Origin of the sequence: Phytohabitans kaempferiae (assembly GCF_042433955.1) — a bacterium.
GTDB classification, from domain to species: Bacteria; Actinomycetota; Actinomycetes; order Mycobacteriales; family Micromonosporaceae; genus Phytohabitans; species Phytohabitans kaempferiae.
On record NZ_JBHLUH010000042.1, the window covers coordinates 1 to 22079 of the forward strand.

General features: G+C 67.1%; 18 protein-coding genes. 4 read left to right on the forward strand and 14 right to left on the reverse strand.

Annotation, left to right across the window (positions count from 1 at the left end):
* Positions 1–260: 260 nt before the first annotated feature.
* The 4 genes from ACFFIA_RS21480 to ACFFIA_RS21495 all read right to left on the reverse strand — a co-directional run bounded on the left by ACFFIA_RS21480 (position 261) and on the right by ACFFIA_RS21495 (position 5424).
* Positions 261–1127 carry a replication-relaxation family protein gene (locus ACFFIA_RS21480; RefSeq protein WP_377253400.1) on the reverse strand — a complete coding sequence of 289 codons (867 nt, stop codon included), beginning with the start codon at positions 1125–1127 and terminating at the stop codon, positions 261–263.
* Between the two features lie 315 nt (positions 1128–1442).
* A complete protein-coding gene (locus ACFFIA_RS21485) occupies positions 1443–2246 on the reverse strand; it encodes a hypothetical protein (protein WP_377253401.1) in 804 nt (267 codons plus the stop codon).
* A gap of 2 nt (positions 2247–2248) precedes the next feature.
* Positions 2249–3823: a type IV secretory system conjugative DNA transfer family protein gene (locus ACFFIA_RS21490; RefSeq protein ID WP_377253402.1), complete on the reverse strand. Its 1575-nt coding sequence runs from the start codon at positions 3821–3823 to the stop codon at positions 2249–2251.
* A 92-nt stretch (positions 3824–3915) separates the two neighbouring features.
* Positions 3916–5424, reverse strand: a complete 1509-nt coding sequence (locus ACFFIA_RS21495; protein ID WP_377253403.1) for a hypothetical protein — start codon at positions 5422–5424, stop codon at positions 3916–3918.
* A 589-nt stretch (positions 5425–6013) separates the two neighbouring features.
* On the opposite strand from ACFFIA_RS21495, the gene ACFFIA_RS21500 reads away from it, so the two are divergent.
* Positions 6014–6838 carry a hypothetical protein gene (locus ACFFIA_RS21500; protein ID WP_377253404.1) on the forward strand — a complete coding sequence of 275 codons (825 nt, stop codon included), beginning with the start codon at positions 6014–6016 and terminating at the stop codon, positions 6836–6838.
* Here ACFFIA_RS21500 and ACFFIA_RS21505 read toward each other — a convergent pair.
* The 3 genes from ACFFIA_RS21505 to ACFFIA_RS21515 form a co-directional block, all read right to left on the reverse strand.
* The gene (locus tag ACFFIA_RS21505) at positions 6827–7375 is read right to left on the reverse strand and encodes a hypothetical protein (RefSeq protein WP_377253405.1); all 549 of its coding nucleotides are present in this window, start codon (positions 7373–7375) and stop codon (positions 6827–6829) included. The two genes, ACFFIA_RS21500 and ACFFIA_RS21505, sit on opposite strands and share 12 nt — an antisense overlap.
* Positions 7376–7628: 253 nt before the next feature.
* Positions 7629–10652, reverse strand: a complete 3024-nt coding sequence (locus ACFFIA_RS21510) for a TrlF family AAA-like ATPase (RefSeq protein ID WP_377253406.1) — start codon at positions 10650–10652, stop codon at positions 7629–7631.
* A gap of 391 nt (positions 10653–11043) precedes the next feature.
* A complete protein-coding gene (locus ACFFIA_RS21515; RefSeq protein WP_377253407.1) occupies positions 11044–11268 on the reverse strand; it encodes an NUDIX hydrolase in 225 nt (74 codons plus the stop codon).
* 128 nt (positions 11269–11396) lie between these two features.
* On the opposite strand from ACFFIA_RS21515, the gene ACFFIA_RS21520 reads away from it, so the two are divergent.
* Positions 11397–11951 (forward strand): class IV adenylate cyclase, encoded by a 555-nt coding sequence (locus ACFFIA_RS21520; RefSeq protein WP_377253408.1) that lies wholly within the window; start codon positions 11397–11399, stop codon positions 11949–11951.
* Here the strand turns inward: ACFFIA_RS21520 and ACFFIA_RS21525 are convergent.
* The 6 genes from ACFFIA_RS21525 to ACFFIA_RS21550 form a co-directional block, all read right to left on the reverse strand.
* Positions 11948–12730: an endonuclease/exonuclease/phosphatase family protein gene (locus ACFFIA_RS21525; RefSeq protein ID WP_377253497.1), complete on the reverse strand. Its 783-nt coding sequence runs from the start codon at positions 12728–12730 to the stop codon at positions 11948–11950. The genes ACFFIA_RS21520 and ACFFIA_RS21525 overlap by 4 nt on opposite strands.
* Before the next feature lie 37 nt (positions 12731–12767).
* Positions 12768–13355, reverse strand: a complete 588-nt coding sequence (gene tmk, locus ACFFIA_RS21530; RefSeq protein ID WP_377253409.1) for a dTMP kinase — start codon at positions 13353–13355, stop codon at positions 12768–12770.
* 11 nt (positions 13356–13366) lie between these two features.
* A complete protein-coding gene (locus tag ACFFIA_RS21535) occupies positions 13367–14470 on the reverse strand; it encodes a radical SAM protein (protein WP_377253410.1) in 1104 nt (367 codons plus the stop codon).
* Between the two features lie 507 nt (positions 14471–14977).
* Positions 14978–15184, reverse strand: coding sequence for a hypothetical protein (locus tag ACFFIA_RS21540; protein ID WP_377253411.1), 207 nt, complete (start codon positions 15182–15184; stop codon positions 14978–14980).
* Positions 15181–16110, reverse strand: a complete 930-nt coding sequence (locus ACFFIA_RS21545) for a helix-turn-helix domain-containing protein (protein ID WP_377253412.1) — start codon at positions 16108–16110, stop codon at positions 15181–15183. The genes ACFFIA_RS21540 and ACFFIA_RS21545 overlap by 4 nt, the downstream gene beginning before the upstream one ends.
* A gap of 19 nt (positions 16111–16129) precedes the next feature.
* Positions 16130–17068, reverse strand: a complete 939-nt coding sequence (locus tag ACFFIA_RS21550; protein WP_377253413.1) for a helix-turn-helix domain-containing protein — start codon at positions 17066–17068, stop codon at positions 16130–16132.
* 116 nt (positions 17069–17184) lie between these two features.
* Here ACFFIA_RS21550 and ACFFIA_RS21555 point away from each other — a divergent pair, with 116 nt between their 5' ends.
* The gene (locus ACFFIA_RS21555; RefSeq protein ID WP_377253414.1) at positions 17185–18222 is read left to right on the forward strand and encodes an NAD-dependent epimerase/dehydratase family protein; all 1038 of its coding nucleotides are present in this window, start codon (positions 17185–17187) and stop codon (positions 18220–18222) included.
* On the opposite strand, the gene ACFFIA_RS21560 is transcribed toward ACFFIA_RS21555, so the two are convergent.
* Positions 18198–19529, reverse strand: coding sequence for an NsdA family TPR-like regulatory protein (locus ACFFIA_RS21560; protein ID WP_377253415.1), 1332 nt, complete (start codon positions 19527–19529; stop codon positions 18198–18200). The two genes, ACFFIA_RS21555 and ACFFIA_RS21560, sit on opposite strands and share 25 nt — an antisense overlap.
* 530 nt (positions 19530–20059) lie before the next feature.
* On the opposite strand from ACFFIA_RS21560, the gene ACFFIA_RS21565 reads away from it, so the two are divergent.
* Positions 20060–22063 carry an ATP-dependent nuclease gene (locus ACFFIA_RS21565; protein ID WP_377253416.1) on the forward strand — a complete coding sequence of 668 codons (2004 nt, stop codon included), beginning with the start codon at positions 20060–20062 and terminating at the stop codon, positions 22061–22063.
* Positions 22064–22079 lie beyond the last annotated feature (16 nt).

A 22079-nucleotide genomic window follows, 5' to 3' on the forward strand; every position in this document is an offset into this window, starting at 1 on the left:
ACCCCGAGACGACGATCACCTCAAACCATGACGCGGATCATGACCAAGCACTACTAGCCGGCGACGGCGCGGGTGCTCTGGTGGCTGGCTTGTGGCCATGTTCCTCCACTGTGGATAGACGCGGGTCTCCCGCTGTTTCTGGGCATGGCGGTTCGCCTCCCTTCTGGGGTCGACACTCTCAGCGGTAGCCCGTGCACCGAGGGGTGCGGACTGCCGCCGAGCGGGCGGGATTTCGGTTTGGGGTGGTTGCCCGGCGTGGTTCAGGTGCCGGGCGGTTGGAGGTGGGCGAGCCGGACGCTGCCGGACGCCCCGAGGGGCGCCCAAACCGGTCCGGCGGGATGTTGGATATCGCCGCCGGCTGTGGCGACGGCGAGTGCGCCGGAGGTGACCGCCGGGTGCGCGGCTAGCCGCGCCCGCAGCGATGCCTCACGCCCGGGTGTGTCGAGCCAGAACAGGACCGTGTGGTTCAGGCCGGTGGCCCGGTGCAGCGCGGCGTACCCGTCGAGCTTGGCCGCCACCTGGTGTGCCTTCTCGGTGGAGCGGTCGTATTCCAGCCAGAACGAGCACGTGTGCCCGTCCTCGGTCCATACGCCGTGCCCATCGGGCCGGACGAGTTCGCCGGTGACGGTGCGGCAGGTGCGCTCGGACCACCACACGCCGAGCCGTGCGCCCGCGCTGTGGCGGGCGTGCGCGGCGAGGTCCACGAAGAATCCGTTGGTGCCGAGCCGGTGGGCGAGGTCGGGCCAGGAGGCAAGGCGGTTGATCCGTCTGCGGATCACCGCCGGTTTCGGTTCCGGTTCGCCTGCGCGGGCGGCGATCCAGGCCGCGCCGATCAGGTCGAGGGTCCAGCGCCACTGTTGGGAGCCGGGCCGGACGCCGTCGCGGAAGCGGGCCAGGATGCCGCGCCTGTTGAGCAGGACGAGCCGGTTGCGTGCGGTGTGCACGTGGTCGAAGCCGAGGGCTGCGACCTGTTCGGTGGTGAACACCTGATGCTCGTTGAGTAGTTCCAGGAGCCACCGGTCGCGGGGCATGAGTCGGCGCAGCTCGGTGGCTACGTCGATGCCGCCCCGGGGTTGGCGTGGTAGCGCCGAGATACGCGGCTGTGCCGCCTGTGGTGTTGGTCCCATAGGATCAGTCCCCCCTGTCCCGGGTCGGCCGCACATGGGCGTTGACGTGCGCTGTTGGGTGGCCGGCGCATGGAGGTTCACTCGGCGTTTCCCGCACGGGGGAGGCTCCGGGTAACCCTCCGAGGGAGCCTCCGGGTCGATCCGACTCGTGTTTGTCCACATCGGACAGGTTGGTTGGGTGGGACAGGTCGGCCGCGCCGAGGTCTGTCAGGGCTGACAGGTTGGCCCAGCCGGGGCCTGACAGACCTGACCGGTGTGTCAGGTCCGTCAGGGGCAGGCCGGTTGGGTCTGCCGGGCCGGTGAGGTTCAGAGCAGTCATGATCGTCTCCGTATTGGATTGACCGGCGGTATGGCCGGCAGGGTTGGTGGTGGGATCTCGGTTCGGGTCGGTTCGGTGGGTGGGCGGGGGTCGACGTGGACGGCGATGCCGACCGCTGCGCCGCGGGCGATGGCGGCGTGTAGGTCGTCCAGGTGGTGCCGGTCGGGGTCGAGCAGGTCCAGGCCGCGGACCACGACGACGCCGAGGAGTCCGGTGTACTGGATCAGTTCGCTCCAGCCGTCCGGCAGTGGAAGGGCGCCGTCGTAGAGGATGGTGCCGTCGGAGGTGGCGACGGTGATGCGTTGCCCGGTGGCGAAGGTGACGTGCAGCCTGCCGGGCACCACCGGCAGCGGGGTGTCCGGTTCGGTCAGCGGGGTGAACCCCGAGCCGAGCAGCCCGGACAGGATCACGTCGGTCAGATCCTCTCCGCCACCCGCGACGTTGCGGGCGGACACGCGGGGGGCGACGACCACCACCGATGGTGGGTCGCCTTCCCGCAGCCAGGCCATCGCCGGAACGATGAGCTGACCAATCGGTGTGGGCGTGGTGAGCACGAGCACCATCCCGGACGCGGAGCAGCCGGGGTGGGCCAGGCGCGGCACCACCGGTCCCATGCCTTGGTCGTAGATGGCGACCAGCACGGTGGCCGGGGTGTCGGTGTCGAGTTGGCCGCTCTGGCGGCACACGGCACAGCGGTACTGGCGGCCGTACTTCTCGGCCAGCAGGCTAACGGTGCCGCCTTCGCCGCCGAACAGGTCGACGACTTCCGGCGCGACGATGAAGTGCGATAGGCGAAGCATGGCTAAATTCCTTTACGGGATGCGGGGTTGCGGTGGGTTGGTGCCGGTGGCACCGGTACCGGCGTCGCCGGTGACGCGGCGGGGATGTCCTGGCCGCCAGTTGGGTTCTGCATGGCTTTCTCCGTTGGGTCATCAGTTGGTCCAGTGGGGTGCTCGGTTGGGTCCGTTGGGTGGCCGGTTGGGTTGACGTGCTCATTGCTGGCCTCCGTTCGGTCGCTCCTCGGGTTGCTGGTTGGGTGGGTTGGCCGGGCGGGTTGGCCGGCCGTGTGGTGTGGGGCGTTCGGGCCGACCTGCCGGGCCTGCGCTATGGCGTGGCGCTCGTCGGCGGGTAGGCCCCGGTCGCGGGCCGCCGCGCGCAGTTGTTCGGCGCGGCCGGGCCACGGTGGTGGGGCGGGGCGGGTGTTGAGGCTGAACGGTTCGCCGTCGCGTCCGTTGATGACGAGGCGGCAGACGATGCCGTACGCGTCGCGGCGGGTCAGGTCTTCCGGCTCGAAGTACGGCGCCACGTGGTGGGCCAGGTCCCGCGCGTCGCGCGGGGAGAGGGAGAAGAACACCTTGTTGCGGGCGTTGGCGTCGATCGCCGCCGCCATCTTCGGACTGAGCTGCCCGAGGTGCTGATGCGCGAGGACGAGCGACAGCCGTAGTGCCCGCGCTTGCGCCAGGGCGTCATCGACGCCGACGGGCAGGTGCAGGAACGTTTGGGCTTCGTCCAGGATCAGGCTGGCGTCGAGGCGGTCCGCCGGGTGCTGGTCGGCCCGCCCGGACGCGGCGTGCAGCAATGCCGCCAGCAGCATCGAGCCGGTCAGCCGGACCGTGTCGTCCCCGAGCGTCGGCGGCAGGCGGACGAGCAGTACCCCACCGTCGAGGATGTCGGAGAGCCGGAAGGTGGACACGCCGGTGCCGAACAGCTGCGCGGCGAACCGCCGCGATAGCACGGCCCGCAGCTTGGACAGCAGCGGGCCGATCTGCACGGACGCTTGCGCCGGCGTGAGCGTGTCGTACCAGGCCCAGAACGCGACCAGCCCGGCCGAGGCGACCGGGCCGAGCGTGCGCCGGATGGTACCGACCAGCCGCCGCCGGTGGCCGGCGTCCGCGAGCAGGGTGGGCAGATCCGCGAGGGTTGCCCCGGGCTGGTGGGCGAGGGTGAGTACGGCGTGGCGGGCCAGATCGTCGGTGCGTGGCCCCCAGTACTGCGCCCACACCTTAGCCATCACCCCGACGAGCTGATCGGCCACGGACTCCGGATCGGTGCCGAGGTCAAATAGGTCCAGCGCGGCCGGCGCCGCCTTCTCGTCCGGGTCGATCAGGACGAGCCGGCTACCCACCGAGGCGGGAAGCCGGTCGAGGAGGTCGCGGGTCAGGTCGCCTTTCGGGTCGAACACTGCCACCCCGCGCCCGGCCCGCACGTCGGCGATGGCGAGGTTGATCAGCAGGGTGGACTTGCCGGTGCCGGTCGGCCCCGGCACATGCAGGTGGTGGCGGGCGTCTTCGGGGGACAGTCCGATCAGTACCGGCTCACCCAGGGGCGCTACACCGAGCGCCTTGACCGCCTGCCGGCGTGGCGAGCCGGGCGGCACCAGCCGCAATCTAGCCGACTGGCGCCGCAACGACTCGGGGGGCGCCGCAACGCCCCCCGATTTCTTCGTCCTTTTGCTCGGTTGTCGATTGGTCATGCTGCCTCCAGTGGCGGTTCGTCGTCTTCGTCTTGGTCGTCGTCTCGGTCGTCGTCGCGCTCTCGGTTGCCGTCGTCGCCGACGGCGGCCGGGTCGGCTGGCGTGGTCCAGCCGGTGCGGGTCCAACCTGTCCCGCGCCGGGTCGGTGGTTCCGGGTCGGCCCGGCTGACGCCACCCGGCCACGGCCGGTGCAACGCGGTGACCTCGAACCCGTACCGGGCCGGGTCGGCGGGCAGATGCGCGAACACCGCCAACTCGGCCGTGCTCAACAGCAGCCACTCGCCCTGATGGGCGCGCCGCTGGTCGAGCAGCGTTGCGGCGAACGGCATGCGGACCGAGAACAGGTGACGGGCCGCCGTGCGGAACCCGTACCCGATGGAGCGGGCCGCCGCGCGGGCGAACCCGCCACCGGGGCGGGCCGCGCCGACCCGAACCGTGGCGATCACGTGCGGGCCGTTCGCCAGCTTCTCGGCCGCCTCCCGCATCGCCTTGGACTCCACCGGGTCCGCCCGCCGCGACTGGTCGCCGCCGTGGCGCAAGCCGTTGGCACGGCTGTGGGTGCGGGACGGGCGGCCGGTGCTGACCAGTTCAGTGATCATGTCGAGCAGCAGCCGCACCGCACCGAGCAGGACGGCCGTCACCCCGTCCAGGACGACCACGGTGGGCCTCGTGCGCCGCTTGGCCGGGTAGCGGGAGGCGCGGTCCAGCGCGGTCATCCGCGCGCCTGGCGCGGGGCGGACCAGGACTTGCAGCAGCGCCGGGCCGTCCGGCTTGCCGAGCGCGTCAAACACCGCCTGGAGCCGGTCACCGCCGAACGCACCCCGGGCCGACGTGCCGGTCAACCTGACCTCGTCCACCAGATACCCGGTGTCCGAGCGGTCGGCGTGCAGCCTTACCCCGGCCACCGGCCAGCCGCCGTCACCGTCGCGGTTGTCGTGGTTGGGTGTGGTGAGGGTGGGCGGGTCGGTGCGGTCCAGGACCGCGCCGGGCCACACCCGCACCACCTCGTCCGTGACCGCCGCGAGCGGCACCCAGGCGGGCAGCCACAACCCGGCCGTCAACCGGCCCTCGTGCTGGTAGACCTCGAACGCCAGGGGTGGCTTGGCCGGACGCCACCACCCTTTGCGGGTCAACCTGGCCAGCCCGGCCAGCAGCCGCCAGCCGTCCTCGGCGTGCCCCGGGTCGACCAGCCGGGGCGGGAGGACCCGCACCCAGTAGCCACCCGCGACGGCGCGCCGCCACGCCGCCCGGTGCGCCACCCGCATGGCGAGCGCGAGCGCCAAGACCAGGACGGCAGCCGCGAGCAGCCACGGCCAGCCGGTCACCGCCTGATGCCACAGCCGGGCCGGCAGCCCGGTGGCCCAGGAGCCGACGTCGCCGACCCCGCACACTGCGCGGGCAGCCGGGGACGGCTCCGTGTCGCCCGGCTGCTGCGGGCAGCCGGGGTCTTGCAGGACCGGCAGCCATCCTGCCGGCACGATCGGAAACGAGATGGGGATGTTCATAGACCTCCAGGAACAGACGCGGCCCGCCCACGGTGGGCGGGCCGCACGCGGTCGCGTATGGACGCAGTCGAGCTGAGCAGGGAAAACCTCCGAGTGAACGTGGACGGACAGCAAAACGGCACCGCCGCACCGCTACCGGGCGAACAGGTGCCTCTAATTACTAGAAGGGGAACCCTCCCCCCGGAAACTTTCCAAGATCAACAAGTTTGATCGAGAAAATCTTGGGCCGGTTCATCGAGGCTGGTCAGCCGGGTGCGGGCGGCAGGCTTGGCGCTGTTCGGCGTAGTCTCGGTGACCAGGTCGGCCGGCGCAGGGAGTTGTGCGGGCCGCCGGCATGGGTGGCGAGCGATGTTCAGGGCTCGCGGCTGGGGCGCCCGCCGGAAACCCGGTAGCCCCGAAGCCGCGTATCTCGTACGCTTGTTCGGTTCCGGCGTAGTCCGCAGCATGCCGGAACCGAACCCCGGGTCAGCGTCGACCCGACCTTCGTCCACCGCCCACTCCGGCGGTCCGGCGTGTCCCGCAACAGCCCACCAGGTGTGCCGCTGGGAAGGACACGACCCCCGTGCCCAACACGCCCAAACCCTCAGGCTTGCCGGACACGTGGTCCAGCAAGGACAAACACCCACGCGACAAAACGCCGCTGGGCATCATCAACCGGGCGGCGATGGCCCAGCTCACGCTGACCGTGCCCAGCACCCTCGTAGACCCGAGTACACCGGCCGTCGCGCTACCGATGATCGACCTGCGCGCCCGCCTGCTACGCGGCAACGTCGACCGGGAAACCAAGGACCGGGTGTGGCGACACATCGGCGCACTGGCCCGCGAGCACAAGAAAGACTGGAACCTGTTCGCGCTCGGCATGGCCTACCCCGGCATGCGGCGCCGCGCGTGGAAATGGACCGAGGGCCTGACGTTCAAGCAGACCGAACAGTTCCACTACACCTTCGCGATCGAGTTCATCGCCGCCATGCACCGGCTCAAGCTCGACCACCCCAACGTGGTCCGCCGGTTCATCGGCGCCGCCTACGACCACGCCACCGGCCGCAAACGCCAGCCCGAACCAGAGCCGGACATAGTCGATGTCGCCACGCTGTCCGAAAAGGACTGGCAGGACGCAGACCGCCGCCGCCAGAAGGATCCCGTCAGCGTGCTGGACCGGCTGGTCGAGCAGACCCGCGCCGCTCGCGACGGGCACCGGCTCACCGACCTGCACGCGACGCTGATCGACCGCACCTACCTACGCCACGAGAAGCTACGCGATGTCGCTGAGCACCTGGACATGAACGAGTCCAACGCGTCCAAACACCGCCGCCGCGCCGAAATCCTCATCGCCCGTCTACTGCACCGGGAAGACCTCATCACCGCCGCCACCGAGCAGACCCCGGCCGACCTCGACCCGGACTCAGGTTCGTGAGCCGGGCACGGATGGGTCAGCGTCGGCGATCTCGCCCGGTATCCGCAGCGGCTCCGGGTCCAGCGCCACCATGTTCCTGCCCTGCCAATGCCGGCGCATGCGCAACCCGAGCACCGCGGCGTCGTAGAAGCCCTCGATCGCCTGCCGGGTTTCCGGGCCGTCGTCGTAGATCTCCATACAGTGATCGTGCATGTCGTCCGGGCACACCAAGATCAGACCGGTGAACGGCTCGAACGGGAACACCACGCTGTAAATGTCCGCGTGCACCCACATGACCATCCCGCCCCGGCCGGTCACCTGCCCCAAAAACGACGGCGGGCTGAGCATCACATGGGTCCGGATATCCTGCACAGCCTGCTGCGCCTCGAACGCCTCCACCGCCGACGACAACCGCACCTGAACCGCCACACTGGCCACGAAGTCATTGCCGGCACCATGCCGGCCCAGCGGGTTGTGCGCGAGCTCCCGCGCCAGACGCTCAGCCAACGCCACCCGCCGCCGCTCGTCCGGATGCCTCCAGTCCTGCTCACGCGCCACCCCCACAGCGTGGCACCAAACACCCCGAAGACGCGACCCACCCCGAGCAATGCGGCTCCCGGTGTCGGGGGTCGCCGAGCGGCGAGGTGCGGGAACGTCGCGAGCGAGCTGCGCGACCTGCCGCGTGCCCGAGGTGCCGCTGCGCCCTGAAGGACGGAAACGACGCGACCGCCTGGCTCTGTTCTGGTTCAGGGCAAAGCTAGGAACGCCCCGCAGCCGACCGTTCGCCCGTCATCGCTAGCACCCACCGAGATTAGGACGCATCGCCTACGACACGCTCGTATTTGAGTTCGCGGTTTGCGAACGCCGCTCTCGTACCCTCAAGGACATCAATTGAATGAGACCCGATGATTTGGCGCTCAAGCGAGCCCGAGTCATAGCCGAATCGCCGGCCGTCGAAGGCCGCCAGGATGAGCTGGTCCGCATCTCCAACGACAGCAAGATTTGGGTTGTGAGTGACGACGATGACCTGACGCCGACCTATCGCATCGCGGAGGGCAGGTATGAGCAGCTCGCGAACAGTCTGATTGTCAAGATTCTCCTCCGGTTGATCGAGCAGGAGTGGTCGATCGCTTTTGTCCACTAACAGATAGAACATGAGGAGAACGAGGCCCCGCTGGCCCGGTGACAATTCCGAGAGTTCCTTCCCTGCCGACCGAATTACGTACGTACTTTCCAGCCAGCTGAGTCCAAAGATGGCCAACAGGAGTTGGGACGCTGAGTGCCCGCCTTTAAGCACCGTGGACAGTTGCCGCGGATCACCTTTTTCGCTTCCTCGCTCCCGGGCAAGTCGGTTTCGCACATGCTGAAGGGCGTCGAACAGGTCACTGGCCGAATCAAGGGGCACGTCAGCAAGAAGGACGTCCCCCTTACTGTCGTCCAACACCTCGGACAGATCAGTCAGTTTTCTCCGGTTCACCAGATTACGCCAAGTGGAGGCAAATGGTCGGGCGTTCAGTTCGACGTCAAATTCAAGATCGACCCTCCTAGTCAACTCGCTTGAGGCTACGAAGTCCGTTGCACTTGCGTAGGCGCTCCTCTTGATGTCGAGAATTTCCATAGCTGCGGTGTGAGCGCTAAGAAAGCCTTGGTGCAGGTCGTTCTCCGCCTGACTCTGCTCGGTCGGGATAGCATCGCGCTCGCGCAGCAGGGCCTTTACCCCTTGGATTGTCGCCGGGTTCGCTGGGTCGCCATCCAGGTGCTCCAGCTGGGCCTCTAGATCTTGGATTTGGCGAAGGATCGCCTCCGCGCCTTGAAGCTCAACAGCCAACGTGGCCTTGAGCTCCTCCACCACTTCCTCGGCTTGCGCAATCCGGTGAATGATCCCATGCTCAGGATTCTCTAACGATTCACGAAGGAGCAATAAGTCAGTCGTGTTTTGTGTACGCCAGTCCGTCAACGCGGACTGTGCAAGTTCGATCTTCAGAATCGGGGAGCTAACTCCAAGCAGCGAGGCTAGGCTCTTTCCTGCGGCTTCAGCCTTCGATATTGCGGACTGGACGTCGGTATCGGCTCGGTTAACTCGCCCAGCAGCCTCAGTCAGTTGCTTGATTGACTCGTACTTCTGTCGACGCTCCGTTTTCAGGTCGGCGAGCCGCTGTTCGGCTTCCCTAAGCTTCGCTTGCGTGCCAGTCCCGTCATCGCGCTCACGAGCCTCTAGTTCCTGGCGCTGTTGATCGACTTGTCCTGTCAGCTGGCCGCGCTCCCGCTCAAGGTCCTTCAATCGGCCGTCGAGCGCCAACCTCCCGAGTTCAACCTGCCGGTCCTCTAGATGCGTGATGCGCCGTGCTGCATCACCAATCTGGGTCCTGGCTTCCTGGAGTCGCTGGTTTACTCCCCGTGAGCGGGCTTCGACCATCTGGCGAAGGGACGTCGAGTTGGCGCGCTCGCCGAGTGGAACGTGTCCAAACACCACTCGTTCGATCTCAGTCTCGAATTCCTCCTTCTTCTTGCTTTGCGGATCCGCTAGGCATACCCGCTCTATTAGAGACTGGGGCAGATAGTCCACGCGAATCGGAAGCTCGATATCGAAGGGTGCATCGAGGACGACCGTCCTCTCGGATTTGTCGGCCCATACAAGCCGGGCCTCATAGCTCCCGGCTTCGCCGTTCTTCCTGCGGAATCGATCGACGGTCAGGAAGGAATAGTCGTCATATCTGTCGCTGTTCGCCGTCGCTCCGATTATGTCAAGCAGAGCAGATTTCCCCTGTCCCTTGTTTCCAAGGATCACGACATATCCCGGATTAATGTCAACAGAGCAGGAGAACAGTGGCTCCGAAAGCTTCGCTGTTGACACTGGGTGAATCTCGACGCGATCGATGATTGCCGAAGGCTGCGTGGCTCTGCGGACGAGCACGCGAGGCCGCACTTCCGTGCTAACACGGTAGTCGTACTCCTGAATGGCATGCTGAAGTCCGCGAAAGGTTGGATCTGCATTTATCCACGTGAGGACATTTCCAAGCCTGTCTTTCTCCTGTGACTCCATCCACGTATGTGCGTCGCTGCAATCCAACAACCTCGGATTGACCCCAGCATCAACCAGAGCCTTTCGCGATTTCTCAAAGTCTTCTCGGTCCAAGGCTGCGGTGAATACCATGTGAGCCGAGTTCAGCAGTGACTTCTTAGTGGCGATCGACTGGTCGTTCCATTTAAGTGCAGCCCACTCAGTCTTGCCAACCGCTAGTAACACGTGATCCCGCAGTATGCTGTTCTCGTAGACAGCCTTTCGCGCTTCGTCGTACGGGACACAGGCGTTGTTGAACCCCTCGCGGAGGTCGGAGCCGTAGCGATGCTGTTGGTCCTTTGGGACTTGAGCCTTGATCTCTGCGCCGAGCGCGGTCAGCGATTCACGGCTTATTACCTGCGCCCAGCTTTTGTAGGGATCGTCGCTGAGTAGTTGATAGCGTGGCCTCAGCGTGGACAGCAGTTGACGATCGATTACTTCCGGCTTTAGTAGGGGATCACAGATAAAGTGCAAGTTGATGCGTCGAAGCTTGCCGTCCGTACCACCAAAGTTCTCGGTGCGTACCTCAATCACAGGGAATATTTCGAGAAGATTTGGAAACGAGCCGCGTTCGAACTCGTGCCGAACCTTCTGATAGCCGTCCAGAAACCAGTAGTCGTTTATTCCGATCACGGCGATCTCTGGCGGCAGCGACCGCAGCTCGCTCAGGAATCGATCCCAGGGATCGCTGCCGGTATAGTTCTGGTGTACCGATTCCGGCGTATGAACATGGAGATCCCATTTACGCCACTCGGCACCCCTCGTGTACTCCATTGGATCTCCCTTGCGCTCATCGCCAGACCCACCGCGCCTCGCATAGCGGCCGGGTAAAGTAGCTGCCTCCGGTAGTCCGATGCCGCACACTACTACGCCATCGGGTAACCACAAGCCTCCTACCGGGACAGTGTCATGGACTCGATTGATTGCGACGACGACTGGTCCTACTTCGATCGTTGACCAAACGGCCCAGGCTCAACGTCAGTTAGGCAACGAGCGCTACCGCATCCGTCACGCGATTCTGTGATCTTGGCCAGCGGGCGCTTGCCCATTGCCCGCTTCCAGGCCTGTTGCGCAACAGTGACAGTGCCAAGGTCAAGCGGCGTGGAGGAAGGAATCGGTTTTGCGGCGATGAGGAGGCAAGAGCCAGCCGTCGATTGGTCAGCGGTTACCCCCAGCCGCTCAACGCGAACGGCTGGGCGTCGCAGAACGCCCGCACGCACGCGACCGTGTACCGGTAGGTGTTCGACGGCAGTAGATTGACGGGCGTCCAGGCGATCTTGGCACACCTGTGTGGTTCGGCGTCGACCGGCTCACCATGCCGGGTCGGCTCGTACGCGACGGTGAAGACCAGCCCGACGCGGGCGAGCCCGGCTATGTTGCGATTGTGCACGGTGGCGACCAAACGCGGGCTCGCCGGGACTCAGGTGCACGCCGCCCTCTTCGCCGGCGCGCCTCACTGTCGAGGTACCAGCCGCGCGCTACGGTCAGCCGGTCGTCCGTCTGATCGGGAGTACACGCGTGGCGGGTCAGCCCAGGGAGATCGAGGTCAAGTACCGCGTCTTTGACTTGGCGGCGTTGGAGGCCGCGCTGCGCGTGCGCGGAGCGGTGCTGTCACGACCGGTGCATCAGGATGATCAGGCGTACGCCCAACAGGGCTGGCGGTACGGCATGAGCAAACTTGGTGTGGCCTTCGCGCGACTGCGCACCCAGGACAGCCGTCATCTGTTCACGCTTAAGCGGCCGGTCGACAACGAGATGGCGTGCCTGGAGTTCGAGACCGAGGTAGCCGACCGGGAGCAGATGCACGAGGCGATCCAGCAGATGGGGTTTTACCCGACCGTCCGGATCGTGAAGACGCGCCGCACCGCTCACCTCGGAGATCTGGCGCTGTGCGTCGATGAGGTGGAACACGCCGGCACGTTCTTCGAGGTCGAGAAGGTCATCGGGCCAGGGCAGCCGGGCCGTGCGGTCCAAGCCGACCTGCACACCTTCGCGGGCTCGCTCGGCGTCGAGTTGGAGCGGACGACCGACACCTACGACTCGTTGGTGCGGGCGGCACTCAGCACGGCTTAGAACAGCGTCAGAACGTCGTCGGCCAAGTCGCAGGTCGGCAGTCGCTTGACAGCGTCGAGGCCGAGCCCGAGCGTCACCGCGGCGTGGTCGGTCAGGCGTTGCTCGCGTGTCTCGTGCAGGTAGGCGCAGCCGTTGATCCGCCCGGCCAGGGCCGCGCCGACGTGGAAGTAGTCGTAGCGGTAGCCGTCGCCGGTCCGGCCGATCCAGCTGTACGCCTGCTCGCCGGGCGAGCATCTTTCGTACGCGTCGACCAACCCGTGCCGTTCGAACGCTTCCAGTAGCCCGAACTCGAACGGCAGGAAGCCCGGATGTAGTGGCTGGTGTGTGCGGGCGATGACGTTGTAGTCCCCGCCGACCACGAGACGGTCGCGCAGTTCGACAGGTAGCTCGCCCAATGCGCTGAGCAGCGACTGGACGAACGCCTGCTTCTTTTCGGTCTTGTCCGTGCTGCGATCGCGGGAGGGCACGTAGACACCGAGCATCGCGATGGCCGGCGTGGTGTCGAGCACGGCTGCCGCCACGCGGCCCGGGATCGAGACGCCCGCGAACGCCGACAGGTCCGCCACGAGCGGCACACGGCTCACCAGGGCAGTGCCGCGGTCGCCGTTGCCGTCCGGCGTGTGCACCACGACGAACCCGGCCTGCCTGAAACGGTCAAGGAGATAGGCGGTGCCTGCGCCGGCGCTGGTTTCGGTCAGAACGAAGACGTCCTCGTTCCGGGTTGAAAGCCAGCCCAGGAGTTCCCCAGCGCGCTCGCGTGCGGCGGCCCCGATGTTCACCGTCAAGATCGATAACATGCGCGCCTTCCCAAGCGATCTACGTTGCGTCTGTGTCAAGGCGATCGAGGATAGCGGCCACGACCTGTTCCGGGGTCATTCCCGTGCAGTCGATGACCTCCTGTGTCCAACCGCGACCGCGTAGGAAGTCACGTGCCTCGCCGTAGAGCATCAATTCGCGCTCGGGTGACCCGGCCCGTTCCAGGCGTGACAGCTTCCGCCGTGTCTCAAGACGGCCGCGAATCACCCGCGGATCGTCTTCGAGGTAGAACGTGATGGTGGGTGCCAGCACATAGGCGTTGTAGCCCCAAATCTCATCGAGCGCCAGCCCGTCGATCCGTTGCAGCACGAGGGAGGACTGCACGTACCGGTCGCTGATGACGTGACATCCCGCGTCAAGTCGCGGCTTGATCTCGTTTTCGATGTGGGCATAGCGGTCAGCGGCGATGGCCAAGGCCAAGGCGCGACCGGTCAGCACCGCTTCGGACGAGCGCAGCAGCCGACCCAGCGGGGTGTCGGACGGCTCCGTGGTCTGGTGCACCGGCGTGTCGTGCCGTTCCCGGAGCCGGGCGGCCAGGAGTGTCGTGGCGGTGGTCTTGCCGACCCCGTTCGGCCCCTCGATCGCCACGAATGTGCCACTCATGCCATCCGCTGACCGATCTGAAGAAGTGGCAGCTCGCCGGGCACCGGACACTGCTCGTCGTCCACCTCCCCGATGCGTCCACCGCGTGAGATGACCGCGGCCGGACAGCCCTTGCCGCACTGGCTGTTCATGCCACACCCACTGCATTTGGTGTTCGCGCCAACGGTGTAGCGGCCATGGAAGTCGTAGGCGTCCAGCGCTGGCCCCACCTCGTCTTCCAAGATGTTGCCCACGAGGAACTCCGCATCGTTGTACTGCGACTGCGGCGTGCGGGATGCGAACACGATGTACGGGCAGACCGCCAACGCGCCGTCTGCGAAGACGTAGATGAGCTTTCCGATATCGCAGCCCGCCAGGGGCTTGTCGTCGTTCGGGAAACGGATATGTACCAGATCCAGGCCGCGCTCGCGGAACCGCTCGGTGACGGCGTGGACGGCACGCATCTTCTCGTTGTCTGCCGCGAGCCGCCCTTGACTCTTCACGCCGCGTCCGAACGCACTGAGCGGATTCATCAGCACGTACTCGGCACCGACCTCGACGGCGAACTCGCATAGCGCTCCGAACTCCTCGACCCGCGTGAGCGTGTTCGGCGTGGACAGCAGCCCTTGCAGCAGGCCAGCGTCCGCGAACTTGCGGGTCGTGGCGACGGTCGTGGCGAACGAGGACTGGCTACCCCGGAACCTGCCGTGGCTTTCCGGACGGAAGCCATCGAAGCTGACGTTGATGTGGACGTCGCCGAGCTGCTTGAGCTGGGCGATCTGCTCGTCGGTGGTCTGGGTAGCGTTCGTGCAGATGCCCAGAGGCATGCCCATGCCGGCGATCACCGTGCAGATCTCCATGATCGCTGGATGTACGAACGGCTCACCGCCCGTCAGCGTCAGCCGCTCCACCCGGGCTCGACGAAGCCGGGGCAGGACGCGCTCCACAATGTCGTCGAGGCGCATGTGCTCGCCCCAGTCGCCGGATGATACAAAGCAGTGGGCGCAGTGCAGGTTGCACCGCTCGGTGATCTGGATCAGTGCCTTGCGACCGTCGCCGCCGACCGATGTGCGGAAGTAGCAGGAGCTGGCGTGGGTGTCGATGATGAGTGACCGCTTCATGGTGATCTCCCTGGTGCCTTGTGAGCCCGGTCCTGACGGCATGGCTCGCTGGCCAAATTCCTGCGACTCACACGACGGCTGCCCCCATGGTGTCCGGCCACCGCCCTACGCGGTGTCGCTATTTGGACTGTTCCGGTAGCGCTCCTCGGCGCCGCTTTGACCACCGAGACGTCGCCCTCCTGTGCCATCGGCCGAAAGGGCGGGAGGCTGGCCGTGCCTGCCGGTCGCCCCGCAGCACGTCGGGCTCGACCTGGCGATGCGGTGCACGCTCGTCAGGCATGTCACGGCGACCCACGTGCCTGTGGAGCCAGGCGGGCGCGGCGCAGGTCGGGTGAGTGAAAGCCGGGTCGGCACCGCCTGCGACGCGCCCGCCGGATCACCCGGCGGCACGGAGCCCTCATCGCGTGCGACCGAGGAATCTGCGGATGATCGAAGGTCCGCCGCCGCCCGTGGGGTGGCTCCTGCCAGGGAGTGCGGGCACGGGCGGCGGCAGACCGGCTTCGTGCGTCAGCCGGTCGGCTGGGGGCCAGGTGACGGGCTGCGGTGGGTCAGGCCGGCGAAGAAGGCCTGATACACGTGGACCAGATCGTCGGCGAGTTCCTCGCACCGCATCTGGTCGATTGGGATTTGGTTCCGGTCGGCGTAGGCGGCGATCCGCTGCGCCGCCACGGTGACGACCGCCTTGGCGGCGTCGGAGTTGATCGGGAGCATCACGCGGTCGCCTCCTGCCTCGCCGTGCCGACGGTCCGGCTGCCGCCGGACAGGTCGTCGGCCGCCTCCTGCATGAGCTCGACGGACCGGACCGGCTCCAGGGCGGTTTCCTTGAGCTTGTCGAAGATTTCCACGTAACGGTCGGCGTCGGTGGCCTCTACTGCCAGGCGGCCGGTGAGGTGGTCGACCAGGGCGACCGGCGGGTACGGCCGTGGCGGCTTGCAGATGGTGAATGGTCCGTCGAGGCCGGGGTGCCAGCCGGTGCGGTCGGGCAGGACCCGGATGTCCACGTGCGGCCGTTCCACGGTGCGGGTCAGGAACTCCAGCTGCTGCTGCAACACGGCCCGACCACCAACCGACCGGTGCAGCACCTGCTCCTCCAGCAGGATGGTCAACCGGGTGCGGGGCTGGTCGTCCAGCTGCTGCTGCCGGCCGATCAGCCGGGCGACGATCTGGTCGGCCCGCCGGCCATCCGCCACGGTGTGGCGGACGATGGCCTCGGCGTAGTCGCGGGTCTGCACCACGTCCGGGATGAGGAGTGGGGCGTAGATGCACAGTTCCTCGGCCTTGGCCTGCAGCCACCATGGATCGATCGGCAGCAACCCCTTCCCGTTCGTGGGCAGGAGGCTGTCGTAGCGGCTGGCGGTCGGCTGCCAATGATTGATCTGCCACGCCGAGTGGGACAGCTCGATCAGCTGCGACCGCTTGAGTTCGTCGTAGACGCCGTACACGTCGAGCAGGGCGATGACGTGGTCGCGGCGGAACGGCCACTCCGCCCGCTCATACCTCGCCAGCGTGGAGAACTCGACGCCCAGGTGGGCGGCGATGTACTTCAGCGTCAGCCCACGATCCTCCCGCAGGCGACGCATCTGCTCGCCCAGGTACTGGGCGCGGATGGTCTGGATGAACTGTTCCCGTTTGGCCGGCACGATCGTGCCCCTCCCTTTGTCAACTCTTCGAATCGATGGATAGGTCGTTGGCAAGACGGCCGGTCAACGCCGCCGACTCGCTCCGCGTGGTGGCGGCTTCCCAGAGCTGGTCGAACATGCCCGCGTACGCCTCGGCCGCCAGACCTTCGTGGATGGCCACCCCGCGAAACTGCCCGGTGCAGGCCACCTGCGGCGGATACGGCTTGGGCAGCTCAAACACGGCGAACCAACCGTCGGTCCAGGGCACATAGCCCGCCTCGGCCGGCAGCACTCGAACCTGGATGCGACTGCTACATTCCAGCTTGGCCAAGTGTTCAAGCTGCCCCGGGAGCGTGCTGGTAGGGCCGCCGACCGGCCGGTGGAGCACCGACTCGGCGAGTACCGCGCGGACGCTGGTCACTCGGCCGTTGTCCAGGGCCTGCTGCCGGTCCCGATAGACGCGTATCCACCAGCCCACCTGCTCATCGGAGATCGGCGCGCGTTCGCGGCGGACAACCGCCTCCGCGTACGCCGACGTCCGAAGTAGAGGCGGCACGACCGTAGGTCCGTAGCACCGGATCTGCTTCGCCGTCGATTCCAGCCACAGAAAGTCCAACATGGACACATCGAGGTCCGGGCCGGCGAAGTCGTCCTGCCACCGCGGCAGCCGGAACACCTGACGTGCCAACCCCAGCAGGTGATCACGCTCAACCCGGTCGTAGACCCCGTACACGTCAAGTAGCGCGGCCACCTTGTCGAACGCGAACACCTGCCGCCCATGCTCATGACTGGCGAGCTCGGCGAACCCCACACCGAGGACGTTGGCGACATACTTCAGCGTCAGCCCACGATCCTCCCGCAGCTCACGCAACCGGCCACCGAGCCACCGCGACCGCAACGATGGGGCGGACGTTTCGGTTCTGGCTCGCACCGCACTCCTCCTCCGACCGCCATCCGGTTGGCTGCCTACGGCAACCACAGGGATCAGCGTGCCGGCGATGCGGTTGCCCCTGCCAGGACGATTGCTCGCCCGTTCCTCGCCGTTGTCTCGACGCAGAAACGGCTATTCACGGTCTGTCTGGCAAGATTCGCGGCATGCGGATTCTGGTACTCGGCGGCACGTGGTTCGTCGGTCGGACGCTCGTGGAAGCCATCACCGACGCAGGTCACCGGGTCACCTTGTTCAACCGTGGCCGTACCGCCGCACGCCTCCCCGACGAGGCCGAGGCCGTCCATGGTGACCGGGAAAGCGTCGAGGATCTGCGGCGACTGGCCAACCTCGGGCCATGGGATGCCGTCATCGACGTCGCGGGCGTCGTCCCAGCTGCCGTCCGGGACGCGGCGAAGGTCCTTGCGCCGGTCACCGGCCGCTATGTGTTCGTCTCGACCGTCAGCGTCTATCGAGACTGGCCACGCGAAGCGGTAGCAGAGGAATCACCGCTGCATCAAGGCGATCCGGACACCCGGCCGCCCGCCTGGAAGTGGGGCACAGGCGTCTACGGTCCGCTGAAGGCCGGCGCCGAGATCGCCGTCCACCGCGAGCTCGGTGATGAGCGCACCACGATCCTCCGGCCCGGCGTGATCCTCGGCCCCTACGAGTACAGCGGGCGGCTGACATGGTGGCTAACCAGGGCCGCCCGTGGCGGCCGCATCCTCGCACCCGGCGAACCCGACCGCTTCATCCGGCCCATCGACGCGCGGGACCTGGCCGCCTTCACCCTGCATCTGATCGTCAGCGGTGTCTCCGGCGCGTTCAACGTCGCGGGCCCCGCCGGCCGGGACACCTTCGGCGCCATGCTCGACGCCTGCCTCGCCGCGACCGGCGCCACCGGCGCAGCGGTCTGGGTCGACGACGACTGGCTGACGGCGAACGGCGTCAAGCAGTGGACCGAGCTTCCGCTGTGGCGCACCGCGACCGGGACGTGGGCGATAGACACGACCAGAGCCGAGGCCGAGGGCTTGATCTGCCGACCGATCCGGGCGACCGTGCGGGACACGTGGGCCTGGATGCACTCCGGCGACATACCGGTGGAGCATGAGCGCCAAGCCACCCACGGCATCGCACCCGACCGCGAGGCGGCGTTGCTGACTGCCTGGGACCTGGCGGGTCACGAACCGGCCGGCAACGCCTGACGAACCGACCAGGCCAGCGAACACGCGTTGAAGTCATCGATCGCCGAGCTGACCTCATGAGCAACCGCAGACCCGCGATACCGCGACCGGTCCACCGTCGCGCGCAACATCACCAACCGCTGGGCCAGCCGGGCAGTACGCCGCTCCTTATCCAGCCGCAGCGCCGGCGCCAACGCCTCTGCGGCACCGTCAAGATTGTCCTGAAGGGCATGCGCCGTGGCCAGATCCATCCACGCCCCATAGTGGACAGCCCAACGCTTCTGCTCAGCCGAAGTCTGCCCGTACAACCGCAACGCCTCTCCCGCAGCATGCGCGGCGCTCCGGCCATCGCCAAGGGTGATATTGACCGCGCCGGCGCACAACGCGAACCGCGGCCGACCGAACGCGAACTCCCCACCAACCTCATCAGTCATCTCGTCGCCACGCTCACCCCGGTCCGCCGTCTCCATCGCCAACCGAAGCGCCTGCCGAGCGTCCCCCGCGGCACCGAGCATCGCGTACGCCCTCGCACCAATCGCGTGCAGCCGCACGGCGGCAGGCCCGTGGGCGAACGTCAGGCCGGAGTTGACGTACCGCAGCCCTTCGCCCGGACGGCCAGACCAGAACGCGATTGTGGCCTGCACACCGCGGGCATAGGCCCGCAAGGCTGGGTGATCGATCAGATCACCGTACGTCCATGCCGCCCGCCCATGATCCTCGGCAGCGTCCCGGTGCCCCAGGTCGAACGCGGTCGTAGCCGCCAGGCCACACACTTGCCCAGCCACCAGATACAGCTCAGAGAGCTGGCTTGGGCGACGGGTGTGGCTGAGCAACTCGTACGCCAGGTCCCGCGTGCGCATCAGCTGAGACAGCAACCCCAGCGGCGGAGTCGAAGCATAGGCGTGCGCCAACCGCCGCACCTCGGCGTGCAACTGCTCCAGCGTCGCAGGCGCGACCGCCCCGGCCGCCGCCATCGCCGCGTGGTCGCGGGACGCCTCTCCACTTCGGACGACGAACTCGCCGACCGTCGCCGGCGCGACTGGCGCTTCCGACTCCGGATCGGCCGACACGGGACGGACAGGGCCGAGCAGCACCTCGATCGGACGGCCAAAGACATGCTCCGCGACGCGGCAGGCAACGCCCCGTGGGATGCGGACCTCGCCCGACAGCCAGCGGTCGAGTTGCCGCAGTGAGAGGCTCCAGCCGCCCACGATGCCGAGGTCGCGAGCGGCGCGAGTCAGCTCGCGGGCGGCGTCCTCCCGACTCCACCGCCGCCGACGCAACTCCGCCTCCAACACCGTCGGCACACGATCCACCCGCACAGTCATGATCCACCTCGTGACCTACGTCTATGGATCTACACGATAGGGCGCTTCCGCTGGCGTGGCAGCCGGCCGACGCGGAAACGTCAGCCGAACGTCAAGTCCCTAGCTGCCTGGGGGGACAATTCCGCGGCACGGACCGCGTCCACCGTTGCCGCCGCTGTTGTATCGCCTACGTCAGGCGGCCCGCCGGGATGGCCGCGTGGACCGCACGGACACGACCAGAGCCGCAACCGCCACAGCGGCTGTGACACACCCACGGTGGTCTTAACAACCGCCTCGCCGGCGTGTCGTGTCGGCATGCGGCCCCTGGATCGTGAGAGGCTCATAGTTCTGCCGTCGCTCTCCGAAGCCGCTCGCTTGGATTCGCGAGGTCGCCCTCGCAGCCCCGTCCGCAGGGCAGGCATGGTCTGCATCGGCAGAGTCCAAGACCAAGTACGGTGGCGGCCGATGTCGCGCGGCCGACACGCTGCTGTGCCCCTCACATGACCACGCGCATCGCACGGACGGCCACGGCCGTCACGGAGCGGAGTCCAATGATTATCAACGAGGTTACCCTCCAAGGGTTCCGGTGCTTCGGGCCGACCACCACGACGGTTGGGCTTGACGGCGGACTGACGGTCTTCATCGGGGACAACGGTTCAGGCAAGACAGCCCTGATGCTGGCCCTACTGCGGGTTCTTGGACCCGGGCGACAGTCCATCGTCCGACAGGACTTCCACGTGTCCCCGAACGAAGTGGACGCGCCGAGCAAGCGCACCCTAAGCATCGAGTTGAGGTTGGTGTTCCCCGAGTTGACGGAGGAGGGCACCGACCTCACAGCCGTGCCTGAGTTCTTCAACCAGATGACGGTCGATGACGACGGCGCACCGGTCTGCCGGCTGCGGCTTGAGGCGACCTGGGTGAACGATGGTACCGATGAGGGAGTGATCGATCAGCAGCACTATGTGGTGCTACCGCCAGATCCCGGGTCCGGCGAGGCCGAGAAGCTGCTGCGGTTCGGCGCCGAGGACCGTGCCCATCTGCGCATGGTCTACGTACCCGCGGTGCGGGACGGTACCTCACACATGACGGACTTTCTGCGCGGCCGGCTCTGGCGGGCGATGAGGTGGAGCGACAACCTCCGCGAGACCCTGAAAACAACCGGCGCAAAGCTGAACGACGTCTTCCTGGCCGAACCGGGCGTGGCCCGCGTCTCGGCCCGGACCGCCGAGCGATGGAGCGGCCTGTACGGCGGCGGCACCGACAGCACGCCGGTGCTCGCTCCGGTAGACGTCCGTATCGGCGAATTCGTCCGCGGAGTGCAGATGAAGTTCCGCCCCGACGAGTCCGGCGGCGACCGGCCTCTTAGCGAGCTGAGCGACGGGCAGCGATCGCTATTCCACATCTCCATGACCGCAGCTGCACTGGACGTCGAATCGGGCATCACCGACTTGGACGAAACCTGGGACACCGACAAGCTGATGAGGCCTGTGCTGACGGTGGTGGCGGTCGAGGAGCCGGAGAACAATCTCTCCCCGTTCTACCTGTCGCGAATCATCCGCCAGCTTCAGGACATCGCGGGCCGGAACGGCGTCCAGGCTATCATCTCCAGCCACTCGCCGAGCATTCTCGCCAGGATCGACCCGAGCCAGGTCCGGCACTTCCGCGTAGACGGCGGCCGCGAGGCCCAGGTTCGAAACATAGAGCTGCCGGCAGACCCCGACGACGCCGCCAAGTATGTGCGCGAAGCGGTGCGGACCTACCCCGAGCTCTACTTCGCCAGCTTCGTGATCCTCGGCGAAGGAAGCTCCGAGGAGGTCGTCATCCCCCGGATCGCGGAGGCCATGGGAGTCGAGATCGACCGGTCGTTCTTGGCGGTCGTCCCGCTCGGAGGTCGACACGTCAACCACCTCTGGCGCCTCCTGACCGGGCTGGGCATCCCACACGCCACCCTTCTGGACCTCGACAGGGGCCGTGACGGCGGAGGATGGGGTCGCATCCGAAACGCCTGCCGCCAACTGCTTGCGACCGGAACCACAGCCAAGGACCTATTCGGAGACGACGCCCTCGGGCACGACGCCCAGGCCCTCGTGGCGGGCCTGGGCGTGGACCCAGCCGACGCCGAGAGCCACCTACGCGAGTGGCTCGACCGACTCCGCCGGCATGGGGTCTACTTCTGCGAACCACTCGACCTCGACATGGCCATGCTGCGAGCCCTGCGGGAGCACTACACCCACCTCCCATCCGGGAGGATCGGCCCGCAGAACCGCGGGGACGCCGCCGCGGCAGTCCTCGGCAGCGAAGGCGACGCCAGCTCGTACCCCGACGCCGAGTGGGCCGCCGACTTCACCTGGTACCGGTACCTTTTCCTCGGCCGGGGCAAGCCGAACACACATGTCCACGCGCTGGCCCGCGCGACCGATGGCCAGCTCGCCACGAACGCGCCCGAGGTCCTGCAATCTCTTGTCCGCCACGTCGCCGAGCGGGTACTTCCACCAGCACCAAAATCAGCGAAGGCTGGAACCGCCGAGTCCACGGGCGCAGACGCGGGTGCCTGATGCGAAGAACCCCAAT